Origin of the sequence: Protofrankia sp. BMG5.30 (assembly GCF_001983005.1) — a bacterium.
GTDB classification, from domain to species: Bacteria; Actinomycetota; Actinomycetes; order Frankiales; family Frankiaceae; genus Protofrankia; species Protofrankia coriariae.
The window spans coordinates 31,905-46,152 of the sequence record NZ_MOME01000018.1 but is presented as its reverse complement, the minus strand read 5'-3'; the positions used below and the strand labels follow the sequence as shown (position 1 = coordinate 46,152).

The 14,248-nt window shown below is 70.7% G+C and carries 11 protein-coding genes; 5 read left to right on the top strand and 6 right to left on the bottom strand.

The features are described from left to right. The first annotated feature begins 148 nt into the window (after positions 1-148). A complete protein-coding gene (locus BL254_RS11910; protein ID WP_076843325.1) occupies positions 149-1,156 on the top strand; it encodes a stage II sporulation protein M in 1,008 nt (335 codons plus the stop codon). A 122-nt stretch (positions 1,157-1,278) separates the two neighbouring features. Here the strand turns inward: BL254_RS11910 and BL254_RS11905 are convergent, their stop codons facing one another. The 5 genes from BL254_RS11905 to BL254_RS11885 form a co-directional block, all read right to left on the bottom strand. Further along, on the bottom strand, positions 1,279-2,574 hold the full coding sequence (locus tag BL254_RS11905; RefSeq protein WP_047222304.1) for a DUF58 domain-containing protein: 1,296 nt from the start codon (positions 2,572-2,574) through the stop codon (positions 1,279-1,281). Between the two features lie 6 nt (positions 2,575-2,580). Continuing rightward, positions 2,581-3,747 carry a MoxR family ATPase gene (locus BL254_RS11900; RefSeq protein ID WP_175648358.1) on the bottom strand — a complete coding sequence of 389 codons (1,167 nt, stop codon included), beginning with the start codon at positions 3,745-3,747 and terminating at the stop codon, positions 2,581-2,583. Then, positions 3,744-5,105, bottom strand: coding sequence for a DUF4350 domain-containing protein (locus tag BL254_RS11895; RefSeq protein ID WP_256386243.1), 1,362 nt, complete (start codon positions 5,103-5,105; stop codon positions 3,744-3,746). The genes BL254_RS11900 and BL254_RS11895 overlap by 4 nt, the downstream gene beginning before the upstream one ends. A gap of 146 nt (positions 5,106-5,251) precedes the next feature. After that, on the bottom strand, positions 5,252-5,902 hold the full coding sequence (locus tag BL254_RS11890) for a DUF4129 domain-containing protein (protein ID WP_076843324.1): 651 nt from the start codon (positions 5,900-5,902) through the stop codon (positions 5,252-5,254). Positions 5,903-5,970: 68 nt separating this feature from the next. Next, positions 5,971-7,020, bottom strand: coding sequence for a glycerophosphoryl diester phosphodiesterase membrane domain-containing protein (locus BL254_RS11885; RefSeq protein WP_047222362.1), 1,050 nt, complete (start codon positions 7,018-7,020; stop codon positions 5,971-5,973). A gap of 425 nt (positions 7,021-7,445) precedes the next feature. On the opposite strand from BL254_RS11885, the gene BL254_RS11880 reads away from it, so the two are divergent. The 3 genes from BL254_RS11880 (at position 7,446) to BL254_RS11870 (ending at position 10,072) form a co-directional block, all read left to right on the top strand. After that, positions 7,446-8,294 carry a ComF family protein gene (locus BL254_RS11880; RefSeq protein WP_052914441.1) on the top strand — a complete coding sequence of 283 codons (849 nt, stop codon included), beginning with the start codon at positions 7,446-7,448 and terminating at the stop codon, positions 8,292-8,294. Between the two features lie 194 nt (positions 8,295-8,488). Next, complete coding sequence (hpf, locus tag BL254_RS11875; RefSeq protein WP_076843323.1) at positions 8,489-9,145, top strand: ribosome hibernation-promoting factor, HPF/YfiA family; 657 nt, start codon at positions 8,489-8,491, stop codon at positions 9,143-9,145. A 222-nt stretch (positions 9,146-9,367) separates the two neighbouring features. Next, positions 9,368-10,072 (top strand): response regulator transcription factor, encoded by a 705-nt coding sequence (locus BL254_RS11870; RefSeq protein WP_076843322.1) that lies wholly within the window; start codon positions 9,368-9,370, stop codon positions 10,070-10,072. Between the two features lie 195 nt (positions 10,073-10,267). Here the strand turns inward: BL254_RS11870 and BL254_RS11865 are convergent, their stop codons facing one another. Then, on the bottom strand, positions 10,268-10,822 hold the full coding sequence (locus BL254_RS11865; RefSeq protein WP_047222361.1) for a GNAT family N-acetyltransferase: 555 nt from the start codon (positions 10,820-10,822) through the stop codon (positions 10,268-10,270). 342 nt (positions 10,823-11,164) lie between these two features. Between BL254_RS11865 and secA the strand changes: the two genes are divergently transcribed. Next, the gene (gene secA / locus BL254_RS11860) at positions 11,165-14,125 is read left to right on the top strand and encodes a preprotein translocase subunit SecA (protein ID WP_076843321.1); all 2,961 of its coding nucleotides are present in this window, start codon (positions 11,165-11,167) and stop codon (positions 14,123-14,125) included. Positions 14,126-14,248: the final 123 nt, after the last annotated feature.

Here is a 14,248-nt window from a genome sequence, read left to right as displayed (position 1 = left end):
AGCCGTGCCCACAGCCATGCCCACAGCCGGGTGAGACATCGGACCCCATTATGATCCCTATTATCATCCATTCGATTGTTTCCGCCCGTCCGATGTGTGCCGGGTAGCGATCTTTGCCGGGTGTTGGACGCGGTGGGAGGCGGTACGGATGGATCTGGATGCGTACGTCGGCCGCCATGGTGGCGAATGGGCCCGGCTGGAGGAACTGGTCCGGCGCGCGGCGCGGCCCCGGCGGATGTCCGAGGCGGAGCTCGACGAACTCGTGGAGCTCTACCAGAAGGTCGCGACCCATCTGTCGGTGATCCGCAGCCGTGGTCCGGACCCGGTGCTGGTCGACCGCCTCGCCGGCACGGTCACCCGGGCACGTTCCGTCGTGGTCGGGACGCGGGAGCCGGGCTGGCGTGTCGTCGGCAGGTACATCGCCGTCACGTTCCCGGCTGCGGTGTACGCGCGGCGCGGGTGGGTCCTGGCCACCTGCGCGGCATCGCTGGCCGTGGCCGTGGCCTTTGGCCTGTGGGTGGTGCACAGCCCGGCCGCGCACAGCGGACTGCTCCCGCCGAGCGAGGTGCGGCAGTTGTGCCACAGCGACTTCGCCCGCTACTACTCGGAGAATCCCGCGTCCTCGTTTGCCGCGCGCGTCTGGACGAACAACGCCTGGGTGGCCGCGTCGGCCATCGCCTTCGGCGCGCTGCTGGGCCTGCCGACCCTCGCGGTGCTGCTGCTCAACTCGGTCAACCTGGGGATCGTCGGCGGCTACATGACGAGCTGCGGTGAGTCGTCGCAGTTCTTCACCCTGATCCTGCCGCACGGGATGCTGGAACTGGCCGTCGTCTTCACGGCCGGCGCGGTCGGCCTGCGGCTGGGCTGGTCGATCATCGATCCGGGGCCGCGCCGACGGGTGGAGGCGTTGGCGGCCGAGGGCCGGGCCGCGGTCGCGATCTCGCTCGGGCTGGCGGCCGCGCTGGCGGTCAGTGGCCTGATCGAGGCGTTCGTGACGCCGTCGTCCCTGCCGGCCGGGGTCCGTATCGGTGTCGGCGCGTTCGCCCTGGCGATGTTCGTCGGGTACGTCCAGATCTACGGCGGCCGGGCCGTGGCCGCCGGTGAGTCCGGCGACCTGGACAGAGAACTCTCCGCAGACCTCGCGCCGGTCTCCTGACGCGCCGGTCCCGGAAAGATCGGCGGATGTCTGTCGTTGGGTGCGCCCGTTCGGCCGAAAAGCGTAGCCAACGGCAAACTTGTGCGGATCATGCCCGGTGCGGGGTGGTGTCCGGGCCGGGCTCACAGGCCTCCGGTGGACTTCAGCGCCAGGTAGACGTCGGTGACGGCCGCCGCGTAGGTCGCCGGCGGGGCGTCCACGACGTGCGCGCCGCGGCCACGCAGCAGCCCGGCGAGCTGGTTGCGGCGCAGCAGCGTCTGCCCGGCCGCGGCGGCCGAGTAGACCGCGCGCACGTCGCCCCGGCCGGCCGCAAGCTCGGTCAGCCGCGGGTCGCTCACCGCCGCGACGACGACGGTGTGCCGGCCGGTCAGCGCCGGCAGCGCCGGCAGCAGGCCTTCCTCGACGACCGCGGGAGCAAGCTCGGTGAACAGCACGACCAGGCAGTGCCGCCCGGCGGCGCGCAGCACCGCCGAGGCGATCGCCTGGTGGTCGGCCTCGGCCAGCACGGGTTCCACCAGCGCCATGGCCGCGCTCATGCGGACCACCGGATTCCCGCCACCGGCCACCGGCAGGGTGACCCGGGCCGTGGAGTCGTGCGCGAGCAGGCCGACGCGGTCGCCGGCGCGGGCTGCCACGGTCGCCAGCAGCAGGGCGGCGTCCATCGCGTGGTCGAGACGGGGGGCGTCGCCGATGCGGCCGGCGCTGGTCCGTCCGGTGTCCAGGACACAGATGACCCGGCGGTCCCGCTCCGGCCGCAGCGATCTGACCGCCAGCGTGCCGTGCCGCGCGCTGGTCCGCCAGTCGATCATACGAACGTCGTCGCCCGGGACGTAGTCGCGCAGGCTGTCGAACTCCGAGCCCTGTCCGCTGATACGAAGCGTGACGTTACCCTCGATCTCCTGTAGTCGCGCGAACACGGTCGGCAACTGCCGCCGGGAGGGGAACGCGGGCAGCACCCGCACCTGGAACGGCGCATGATGGCGGCCCTGCCGGCCGGCGAGGCCGAGCGGCCCCAGCGAACGGACCGTGATGCGGTACGGGTGGCGGTCCCCCCGGCGGGTGGGGTGCAGGACGACCTCACCGAACCGTCGCTGCCCGGCCGGGACCGCCAGCCGCAGCACCCGGGGCGTGACACCGGACGACGGCGGCCACGCGTCACGTACCAGGGCCCGGACCTTGCGCCGCCCGGTGTTGGTGACGGCGAGGACCAGCGGCACCGGTTCACCCAGCCGCGCCTGCGTCGGGCCGGACCGGGTGAACTCAAGCGTGCGCACACCGCCGGCGAGCACGACGTCCACGACCACCGCGAGCACGAGCGCCGCGTCGACCAGCAGCAGGGTCGCACCCGGGGCCGGGGAGAGCAGGACGGCGACCACGCCGGCGAAGGCGAGGCCGGCGGCCCGCCCGGTGATGGCCACCGCGGGTCACCGCGGGACGGGCACGGTGGCCAGTACCTGGTTGAGGACGGTGTCCGTGGTGACGCCGTCGAGCACGACCTCGGGCCGCAACGAGATCCGGTGCCGCAGCGTGGGCCGGGCCAGCGCCTTGACGTCGTCCGGGGTGGCGTATCCCCGCCCGGACAGCCACGCCCACGCCCGGGTGGTGGCCAGCAGCGCGGTCGCGCCCCTGGGCGAGACGCCCAGTTGCACGGAAGGCGCCGCCCGGGTGGCCCGGGCGAGATCGACGATGTAGCCGAGCACCTCCGGGTGGACCTGCACGCCACGGACGGCGTCGCGGGCGGCGGCGAGATGCGACGGCCCGGCAACCGGCCGGAGCCCGGCCGCGTCCAGGTCGGACGGGTCGAAACCGGACGCGTGGCGGGTGAGGATCCCGATCTCGTCCTCGCGCGGCGGCAGCGGCACGGTGAGCTTGAGCAGGAAGCGGTCGAGCTGCGCCTCGGGGAGCGGATAGGTGCCCTCGTGCTCGATCGGATTCTGGGTGGCGACGACCGTGAACGGCACCGGCAGCCGGCGTGCCGTCCCCTCGACGCTGACCTGGCGTTCCTCCATCGCCTCCAGCAGCGCGGCCTGGGTCTTCGGGGGCGTCCTGTTGATCTCGTCCGCGAGCAGCAGGTTCGTGAACACCGGCCCCTCCCGGAAGGTGAACAGCGAGGTGCGGGTGTCGTAGACGAGCGACCCGGTGACGTCCCCGGGCATCAGGTCGGGGGTGAACTGCAGCCGTCTGGTGTCCAGGGACAGCGCCGCGGCCAGGGCCCGTACCAGCAGGGTCTTGGCAACCCCCGGGACGCCTTCGAGCAGCACGTGGCCACGGCAGAGCAGGGCCACGACAAGACCGCTGACGGCGGCGTCCTGGCCGACCACGGCCCTGGCCACCTCCGCACGCAGCGCGATCAGCGCCTGGCGAGCCGTCTCCGGGTCACCCGCGGCGGCCTGGGCCTGCGCCTGCGTCCTGGGCGGCTCGGCTTTGGACAGCTCGACCTGGGACGACAGCCCGGCCTCGGATACCTCGAAGCCCCTGCCCTCGGGCCCGGCGTTGGCCGCCGGGGCGGCCGGCGCCGCGGTGCCCACGGGCCCGGTCGGGGAAGCGGCGGCCGTCCGCTGGGTGTCGTCGGATGTCTCCGGGACACTCATCCTGCCGCCACCTGCCGATCCGATCCCGCCGCCACCTGCCGGTCCAGCGCGTCGAGCTGATCCACCAGCGCCACCAGCGCCTCGTCCGTCACCTCTGCTGTCGGGGCCGTCCTGACCGCTGCCGGGGCGTCCTGACTCATCCCGGAACCGTACAGGAGCAACGTGATCTCCATTGGGGAGCGTCCGGTACGGGCGGCGACGGAGGCGACGAGCGCGGTCGGGTCCGCCTCGGGCTGCCCCGCGTCACCGGGCCGGGCAGGGCGGGCCCGCGTCGGCAGCCCGAGCCGTTCGGTCAGCCGCCCGCGTGCCGTCGCCCGCAGCACCGCCGCGGCCAGGTCCCGGGCCTGCGCGGCGGCGTAGAGGCGGCCTCGCCCCTCGACGGTCTCGGCGGCGCGCACCACGACCGGGAGCGGTTCAGGTACCGGCGGGCCGAGCCGGCGACCCCGCCACAGGGCGAGAACGACCATGGCCAGGCCGAGTTGGAGGCAGGCCAGCGGCACCCGGTCGGGCAGCAGGTCGAGCAGGCTCCTGCGGGCCACCGCGTCCGGCGCGCCGAGCTGTGGGGTCACCCAGGACAGCGTGCGGTGCCGGTTGAGCAGCCCGATCGCGAGTGCCGCGTTGCCCTGCTCGTCCAGCCGGTCGTTGGTCATGAAACCGGCGTTGCCGACCAGGACGAACCGCCCGGGTCCGGATGGTGCCGGCGGTCGGCCCGGTGTCCGGGGCGCCGGCACGACGACCAGGGCCGAGGCCGACCCCACCGGATAGCACGTGGTGACCTCGGCCGCGTCCGGCCCGGCGGCCCGGAAACCGGACCTGCCACCGAGCGTGACGGTCCCCGCGGCGGTGGCCTCGGGCAGCTGGCATCGTGGCGCGGGCGTCCCGGACGGGACACGGCCGGTGACGGTGACCGGCAGGTCCAAGGCGTCGACGACGGTCGCGCCCGGCTCAAGGAGCACCACGTCGGCGCCTTGGCCGGCCAGGTGGGCGAGTCCGTCGAGCGCCTGCCCGGGTGCCCGCTGCGGGTGGGTCAGCACGATCGTGACATCGGCGGGATCCGACTCGTTCACCGCCTCGGCCAGGTCGTTCGTCGAGGTGACCGCAACGCCGTGCGCCTGCACGAGCCGTGCCAGGGCCATGGTCCCGTCCGGGTCGGCCGACCCAGGATCGAGTGGGCGTCCGTTCGAGCTGTCGGATATGGCCGCGAGTGTTGTACAGATGACGACAAGTAGTATCAGGACGGCTGCGACGCGGATGCCGCGGCGGGCTCGCGGATCGAGTCTCCGGTGCCCGGTGCCCGGCGCCTGCGGGGCAGCGGCCTGCGAGACCGTGACCTGTGAGGACGCGATCTGCGAGGACACAGCCTGCGAGGACGCGATCTGCGGAGACACAGTGTGCAAGGGCCCCTCCGGCGGGACAGCGCCCCGCGCTGGCACAGCTCGTGACGGAGCGCCGGAAGGCGAAGTGCCGGAAGCATGGTTGCGCTGCCGCCGGCCGGCCAGGGGGCTCAAGCCGGCACCGTGAAAGTGGGAGCCGGCCTGGCGTCCGCTCCCGGCCGTGGCCGCAGCCCGGTGAGCGCTTCGTCCGCCCGGACGACGGTGAGGTAGGACGCCTCGGACGCGGTCCGCCCGCCGTACCAGATCTCACTGAACACGGTCACGGCCCCGGCCAGGACGGGGGTGGTGGCGGGCGCGATCCGGCCGACTTCGGCGACCAGTTCGCCGGCGGTCCGTCCCGGCCGGGGCTCGAGTACCCCTGACTCCTCCAGCATCCGTACGACGGCACGCAGCCGGGAACGCACCGCGTCGGCGAACGCGCCGGCGCGGGCCGCGGCGGCGGCCTCGGCCCGCAGCGCCGCCGCCGGCAGCGGGCTGGCCAGATCGAGGTCGGCCGAGGCCGTCCGGGCCTGCCGCCGCAGTGGGCCGAGGCGCAGCCGTAACGCCACAGCGGCCGCGGCGACCACGATGACGATGGCCGCGATGCCGAGGCCGCCGCTGGACGGCTCGGTGACGCCGGCCCACAGATCGGCGAGCCGCACGGTGAGCCAGTTCACCGCACGCTCGAACCAGCCTGGTCCGGCCCGGTGGTAGATCGCTCTGGACAGCTCGCGGCGGGCTTCCTCCGCCGCCGCGTCACGGGTCACCACCGGCCCGATCACAGCGGTTCAGCCATTGCCGTGCCATGGCCCGGACGCTCGTGCTCCCGTCACCGATGCCCGTGGCCTCGTCACTGAGGGCCCTGGCCGGTCGCGGCACGGCGCTCCCGCGCCGCCTGGGCGAGCGTCATGTCGAGCCCTTCCAGCCGGATGCGGCGGTCGACGTAGAGCAGCACGATCACGCTCGCCATGATCGGCATGGCCACGGTGTCGATGACGATGCTCATTATCGCGTTGAGCGCGAGGCCCGGCCCGGTGAAATCGCCGCTGACCGGATCGGTCAGGGAGTCGCTGGCGGCGGCGAAGGCCAGCCCGAAGACGAAGGCGAGGACGAACAGCAGGACGGCGACGACTATGCCTGTCAGCAGCAGGATGCCGAAGGTTCGCCACCATGCGCCGCGTACCAGCGTCCACGAGCGCCGCATGGCCGTCCTGATCGTGCCGCCCTCGAGGACGAACGCGGGGGTCGACAAGGCCAGCGCGACCGCCACGAAGACGCCGCCGACGACGAGCCCGACGATCCCGATCAGGGTCAGCAGCGTCACCACGATCGACAGCCCTGCGAGGCCGGGCAGCCGGGGCCGGATGCGCCGCAACACCTCCCCGATCTGGATGCTGCTACCCAGTGTCAGCTCGCTGACCGCCACGCTGAGCGCACCCGTCAGCGCGATGCCGACGACGAAGCTGATGATCGCATTCACGATGCCGAGGGAGAGCGCGACACCGGTGGAGGCGTTCTGACCGATCGCGGTCAGCGTGACCGCGATGATCTGCGTCGCGGTGGTGACGCCGAGGGTCAGTCCGATCATTACCGCGGGGCTGCGCCGCAGCGCGGCGAAGGCACCGTCGAGTATTTCGCCGGCGGCCAGCGGCCGTAGCGGGATGATTCCCGGTTTCTCGGCCCGCGGCGGCGGCCCCCACCGGCCTGGCCCGCCCGCTGGCTGCGGTTGCCCCCAGCCCGGTGGTGACTGATTCCAGCCGGGATGCGGGGACGGCTGGTTCCAGTCGGACGGCGGTGGCTGGGGCTGCCCCCAGCCGGGTGGCGGTGGCTGCTGCCGGCCGTCCGCGGGATTCGGCCCGCCGGGTGGCTGGGGGTTGCCCCAGCCGGCTCCGCCGGTCATGTCGGTCTCCTCACGTTCTCGGGCCTCCGGCGGTCCGGGGGAGGCGGTCGCGCCGGTGTCCCGGCGCGCTGTCCGGGGCCGGCGCACCCGCGCCACCGTGACTGGCTCGTCGTACAGGTGGATCCGCGCTGCCAACGATCGGCCCGGCCTGTCGCGTGCCCGTACTGCCGGTGGACCCGGTGAGTGCGATCGTGCCAGATTTGTCGATGTTGAGTGTCAGGCGGGCGGGAAAGCCCGCTGTCGATGCCTGTATGTATTCATTCATTTTCTTTTCGTGTCGGCGGGACGGCTGTGCCCACAGATCATGCACGTCCTGGACGCCCTGGACAGGCGTTGTCCACAGGCGGGTACCGTCCCACGACGGTTTTCCACAGGGCGCGCCAGGTGCTGGCCAGGTCGAGGCCGGCGGGGCGACCATGCGACACATGCCCACCACATACCTGACTGCCGCCTTCGAGGTTCTGCTGGACCTTCTCCTGCCGCGAAGCTGCGCCGGCTGCGGCAGTCCCGGTCCGGCGGTCTGCGCGGTGTGTGAGGCCGCGGTCGATCGGCCCGCATTCCTCGCCGCTCCGGGACAGACGGCCACCCCGAAGCGGCGAGGGCCACCGTGCTTCGCCGGTGCCGTTTACGACGGTCCGTGCCGGCGGATCCTGTTGGCCTTCAAAGAAAGAGGCCGGTTGGACGCCCCCGGCCCGCTCGTGTCGGCGCTGGCCCGCGCGGTGGTCGCGGCCATGGCCATGTCAGCGCACGACGGCCCGGTCGTTCTCGTGCCGGTGCCGTCGACCCGGGTTGCGGTACGTCGGCGCGGGTTCGACCACGTGCGCCGGCTCGGCGACGGCGCCGCCCGGGTGCTGCGCCGGGCCGGTGTGCCGGCACGGGTGGTGCCGATGCTGCGCCCCGCCCGGCCGGTGGCGGACCAGGCGGGCCTGGGTGCCGCGGAACGCGCGGCCAATATCGACGGCGCGTTCATCCTGCGCCGCGCTCCAGGGGGCAGAGAGCCACGCGACCATGTTTCTTTCGCGGCCGAGTCCTTCCCGCCAGGTGTTTCCGTCGGTCGGGACGGCCACGGGACACCTGGACCGTTGTTCGTCGTCATCGACGACGTCGTGACGACCGGGGCGACGCTCTGCGAAGCCACTCGGGTGCTGCGCGCCGGCGCGGTACCGGTATCGGTAGCAGCTGTCGCCGCCGCGACGTTGGCTCACCGAAGCCCTACTCGAGATGACCGGCCCCAAGCTGTCCGTTTGCCTGCGATCAGGGTACCGGAGGGATAAAACTGTCGTCACCCGTACCGGCACCGCGGGAACTGACAGGCGGAGCGAGGGTCCAGGTGTCCGGGGGCCCGAGCGGAAGGAACGAGGCAGCAGATAAGCCCTGGCGCACGGCACGACACCGGAAGTGGGATCTGGCCCGATCTGTCGGGACTGCCCGATTGTCGCGACTTCCGGTCTACAGGAAGGTGAAACGAGTGGACATCGTGGTCAAGGGAAGGCACACCGCGGTTCCTGAAAGGTTCCGTGAGCAAGCCGAGGCCAAGATTGCGAAGCTTGAGAGGTTTGATCACAAGGCGTTCCGGGTGGATGCGGAGCTCTCCCGCGAGCGCAACCCGCGCATGGCGGACGTCCGCGAGCGTGTCGAACTGACCGTGTTCTCACGGGGCCCGGTCATCCGTGCGGAGGCAGCCGCGGCCGACCCCTACGCGGCGCTCGACCTGGCCGCGGCGAAGCTCGCCGAACGGCTACGGCGGGYTGCCGACAGGCGGGTCCGTCACAACGGCGCGGGCCGTGTCTCGCTGGCGCAGACCGCCCCCGCCCGGCCGTCCGGTCTGCCGGACGGGGGTCCGGAGGCCGGCGCGATCGATGCTTCGGCGGCTGCCGGCGGCGACACGGACTACGGTGTCGCGGACTTGTCCCCCATGGTCGTCCGTGAGAAGGTCCACCGAGCCACTCCCATGACTCTCGACGAGGCGTTGTCCAATATGGAGCTCGTGGGCCACGACTTTTACCTCTTCTGTGACGCGCATACGGGCCTGCCGAGTGTCGTCTACCGACGGTGCGGCTACGACTACGGTCTGATCCGGCTTGAGTCGGATGCGGGTGCGGACACGGGTCAGAATCCTCACTAGGATTCCGCGGTTCGCGCATAGGCCGCCGTGTCCGGGCCACCGGCAGGCGGATCCGAAGGACGGCTACGACCAACCTCGTGACGTGGTCGCAACGGTGTAAAGGCATGCAGGTCCAATTGACGTGGGACCATCTGCCGTGGACGTCTTCAGCCGCCTGCCAGGTGGCCCGTGCACCGGTATGGGTCACCTGGCAGGGGTCCGCCGCGACGTGAGGGAGGTCATATGACGGGGGATGGGCGTCAGCCGGGGGAGGAGCCGTCGTCGCCGGATCCCATCCGGGTGCTCGTCGTGGACGATCATGCTCTGTTTCGGCGTGGCCTACAGATGGTTCTTGAGCAGGAGAAGGACATCGAGGTGGTCGGTGAGGCGCCGGACGGTTCCGAAGCCGTCAYGATGGCGGTCGACACCGCGCCCGACATCGTCCTCATGGATGTCCGGATGCCCCGTCGCGGCGGGATCGACGCGACCAGCGCGATCAAGCAGGCAGTGCCCAGCGCAAAGATCGTCATGTTGACCATCAGTGACGAGGAGGGCGACCTCTACGACGCGATCAAGGCAGGTGCCATGGGGTACCTGCTCAAGGAGATCTCGATCGACGAGGTCGCCACCGCCATCCGCGCCGTGCAYGGTGGGCAGAGCCTGATCAGTCCCTCGATGGCCTCGAAGCTCCTCAGCGAGTTCRCACTAATGATCAAAAAGGCGGACAGTCGGCCGCAGTTGCCCACCCCCAGGCTCACCGACCGTGAGATGGAGGTTCTGCGGCTTGTCGCCAAGGGGCTCAACAACCGCGACATCGCCAAGCAGTTGTTCATCAGTGAGAACACGGTCAAGAACCACATCCGCAACATCCTGGAGAAGCTTCAGCTGCATTCCCGGATGGAGGCGGTGGTCTACGCGGTCAGGGAGAAGCTGCTGGAAATCACCTGAATCCGTCACCATCCGCACCCGCCACCCGAGCCTGTCGGCGGCCGTCGTGGCGGTCGCCCGGCCGGGACACGCCGAGCTGGCGCATGCCGTGTTTCTCCTGGCATACGTCATATTTCCCGGATTGGTTTCCCGCGGCCGGGGCCGGCCAGCGAGGCCGGTCGTCATGATGGTTCCTGGCCGGATGGTTCCTGACCGTCACGACGGAGGCTGGTCATCCGGTAGCAGGGAACCGATCCAGCAGTCGATGCGGACGCCGCGCAGGACGAGGCCCCGGCGCAGGGTGCCCTCGATGGTGAACCCGTTCTTCTCCACCACCCGGCGGGAGGCCCAGTTGCCGACTCCGGCCGTCCATTCCAGCCGTTCGACCCCGAGAACCTGGAATGCCCAGCGGCCCACCACGCCGACCGCCTGGCTGACGACGCCCTGACCACGCGCGCCCGGCGCGCACCAGTAACCCACCGTGGCCAGGCCGTCGTCGGTCACCTCGGTCAGGCTCACGGAGGCCAGCACCGACCCCGACGTGGCGTCCAGCACGGCGAACGGGGCGCCCCGGCCGTCGTCCCACTGCCGGGGCGCGAGCTCGGTGACGTAGGCCTCGGCGTCCCGCCGGGTGTAGGGCGCGGGAATCCTCGTCCAGCGCTGGATGTCCGGGTCCTGGCAGGCGTTGTGGACGTCGTCGATGTCGGAGGGGAGCCACGGTCGGAGGTGGATCCGGCCCGCTGTGATCTCCACGGGGTCGAACTTCGGCATCTGGTCAGGATCGCCCACGGACCCGCGGGAAGCGTCGGGGGGCCGGGCACTGACCGCGGTTCCCGTACGTTCTGATGGGTGGACCCCGGGACCGGGCCGGGTGCGGATCCACCAGCAGCCACGAGGATCCGCGGCCGGTCGCGGTCGCACGATTCCGCACCGCCCTCCTGACGGGGAGGGAGGATCGGCCCCACTCGGTGGGCGAGGTCGCCCGGTGAGGCAGCCGACCTGTCGCAAGGGTGTCCGACCCGCCCTACGGGGAGGATCGATCAGCACCGGGGGTCTAGCCTAGTCTCGTTGTGTAGGTGACCCAGCCGACAAGCCGCCCGAGGARTTTCACCCGTGGTACTCGAGAAGATCCTCCGTGCCGGCGAGGGCCGTATTCTGCGCAAGCTCAAGGCCATCACCGAGCAGGTGAACCTCCTCGAGGACGACTTCGTGGGGCTCACCGACGCCGAGCTGCGCGCGATGACCGACGAGTTCCGACAGCGGATCGACGACGGGGAAACCCTCGACGAACTTCTCCCCGAAGCATTCGCGGCCGTGCGTGAAGYGGCCCGGCGGACCCTCGGCCAGCGGCACTTCGATGTCCAGATCATGGGCGGGGCGGCCCTGCACCTGGGCAACATCGCCGAGATGAAGACCGGTGAGGGCAAGACCCTCGTCTCCACGCTGCCGGCCTATCTGAACGCGTTGTCCCGTAAGGGCGTGCACATTGTCACCGTCAACGACTATCTGGCCCAGCGGGACGCGGAGAACATGGGCCGGGTGCACCGCTTTCTCGGGCTCACGGTCGGTGTGATCCACCCGCAGATGCCACCGGCGGTCCGCCGCCAGCAGTACGAGGCCGACATCACCTACGGCACCAACAACGAGTTCGGCTTCGACTACCTGCGGGACAACATGTCCTGGAGCGGTGAGGAACTCGTACAGCGCGGGCACAACTTCGCCATCGTCGACGAGGTCGACTCGATTCTGATCGACGAGGCCAGGACACCGCTGATCATCAGTGGGCCGGCGGACAATCCGACCCGCTGGTACACCGAGTTCGCCCGTATTGCCCCGGCTCTGGTCAGAGACGTCGACTACGAGRTGGAAGAGGGCAAGCGGACGGTGGCCATCACCGAGAGCGGGGTGGCCAAGGTGGAGGACCAGCTCGGTATCGACAACCTCTAMGAATCGGTGAACACACCGCTGGTCGGCTACCTCAACAACGCCCTGAAGGCAAAAGAACTCTACCGCCGGGACAAGGACTACATCGTCACGGACGGCGAGGTTCTCATCGTCGACGAGTTCACCGGTCGGGTACTGCACGGCCGGCGTTACAGCGAGGGTATGCACCAGGCGATCGAGGCCAAGGAAAAGGTCGAGATCAAGCAGGAGAACCAGACCCTGGCCACGATCACGCTGCAGAACTACTTCCGGCTCTACGACAAACTGTCCGGGATGACCGGAACCGCGATGACGGAGGCGGCGGAGTTCCACCAGATCTACACCCTGGGCGTTGTGCCGATCCCCACGAACAAACCGATGATCCGGGCCGACCAGCCCGACGTCGTGTACAAGACCGAGGTCGCCAAGTTCAGTGCGGTCGTCGACGACATCGCCGAGCGCCACGACAGGGGCCAGCCGGTGCTTGTCGGCACGACCAGCGTGGCGAAGTCGGAATACCTGTCCAAGGAGCTGACCAAGCGCGGCGTGAAGCACGAGGTGCTCAACGCCAAGCAGCACGAGCGGGAAGCCTCGATCATCGCCGAGGCGGGGCGCCGGGGCGCGGTGACCGTCGCCACCAACATGGCCGGGCGCGGTACCGACATTATGCTCGGCGGCAACCCCGAGTTCCTCGCCCAGATAGAACTGCGCCAGCGCGGCCTGAGTCCGATCGATACCCCGGAGGATTACGAAGCGGCCTGGCCGGAGGCCCTGGAGAAGGCTCGCGCGTCGGTCAGCACCGAGCACGAGGAGGTCCTGGCACTCGGCGGGCTCTACGTCCTGGGCACCGAACGCCACGAGTCCCGTCGCATCGACAACCAGTTGCGCGGACGAGCCGGCCGCCAGGGCGACCGCGGGGAATCCCGGTTCTACCTGTCGCTGGGCGACGACCTCATGCGGTTGTTCAACGCCGCGGCCGTCGAGGGCATCATGGACCGGCTCAACATTCCCGAGGACGTGCCGATCGAATCGAAGATCGTCACCCGTGCCATCCGTTCCGCGCAGACCCAGGTCGAGGGTCAGAACTTCGAGATCCGCAAGAACGTCCTGAAATACGACGAGGTGATGAACAAGCAGCGCACCGTCATCTACGAGGAGCGCCGGAAGGTTCTCGAAGGGGCCGATCTACACGAACAGGTCCRCCATTTCATCGACGACACGGTGGAAGCGTACGTTCGCGGCGCGACCGCGGAAGGATATCCCGAGGAATGGGACCTCGACACCCTCTGGTCCGGCCTGGGTGAGCTGTACCAGATCGGCGTGGAGGTTCCGGCATCGGACGATCGTGAGGGTCTGACCGCCGAAACCCTGATCGAGGAGCTGCAGGCCGACGCGCACGACGCCTACGACCGGCGTGAGGACGCCCTCGGCCCGGGCCCGGACGGCGACCCGCTCATACGGGAACTGGAACGCCGGGTCGTCCTCGCCGTCCTTGACCGGAAATGGCGTGAGCACCTGTACGAAATGGACTACCTGCAGGAGGGAATCGGCCTGCGGGCAATGGGGCAGCGCGACCCGTTGGTCGAATACCAGCGGGAGGGCTACGACATGTTCCAGACCATGATGGAGGGCATCAAGGAGGAGTCGGTCAGGCTGCTGTTCAACGCCGAGGTGCAGGTTCCGGGCGCGGATTCCGCGGCCGCCGAGGCCGGCGCGGTGCCGGCCAGTCCGGCGATCACCCCGGTGGACGGCGCGGCGCAGGTGCCCGGCAGGCCCGGTCACCCCACGGCTGTCCGGCCGGCGGCCGCCGCCGGGCCTGTTCTTCCCGCCGGGGCCGGCGGCGCTGTGGCGCCGGCCGGTCCACCGGCGCGTTCCGCTGCTGAGTCGGCATCCGCGCCACCACCGGTGTTCGTCAAGGGCTTGGAGCCGCGTCGTCCCACTGGTGATCTTCGCTATACGGCACCGTCAGCGGACGGCGGATCCGAGCCGGTGACGACCCGGCTCTCCGGGGGTGTGGTCGGGATACCCGGTGGGCAGCAGCCGGCAGCCGTCGGTAGCGGCCGCCCGGCTCGCAACGCCCCCTGCCCGTGTGGTTCCGGGCGCAAGTACAAGCGTTGCCACGGGGACCCCGCCCATCGCAGCACCGCCTGACATCCCCGGGCCGCGTCCACCGGGCCCCTGGGCAGAACGGTCAGCTGAGCAGGTCGCGGCGCGGTCGGCCGCGGCAGCGTGTTCACCGAGCGTCCCTGGCGGGGCGCCGTGAGCTCGCCCGCC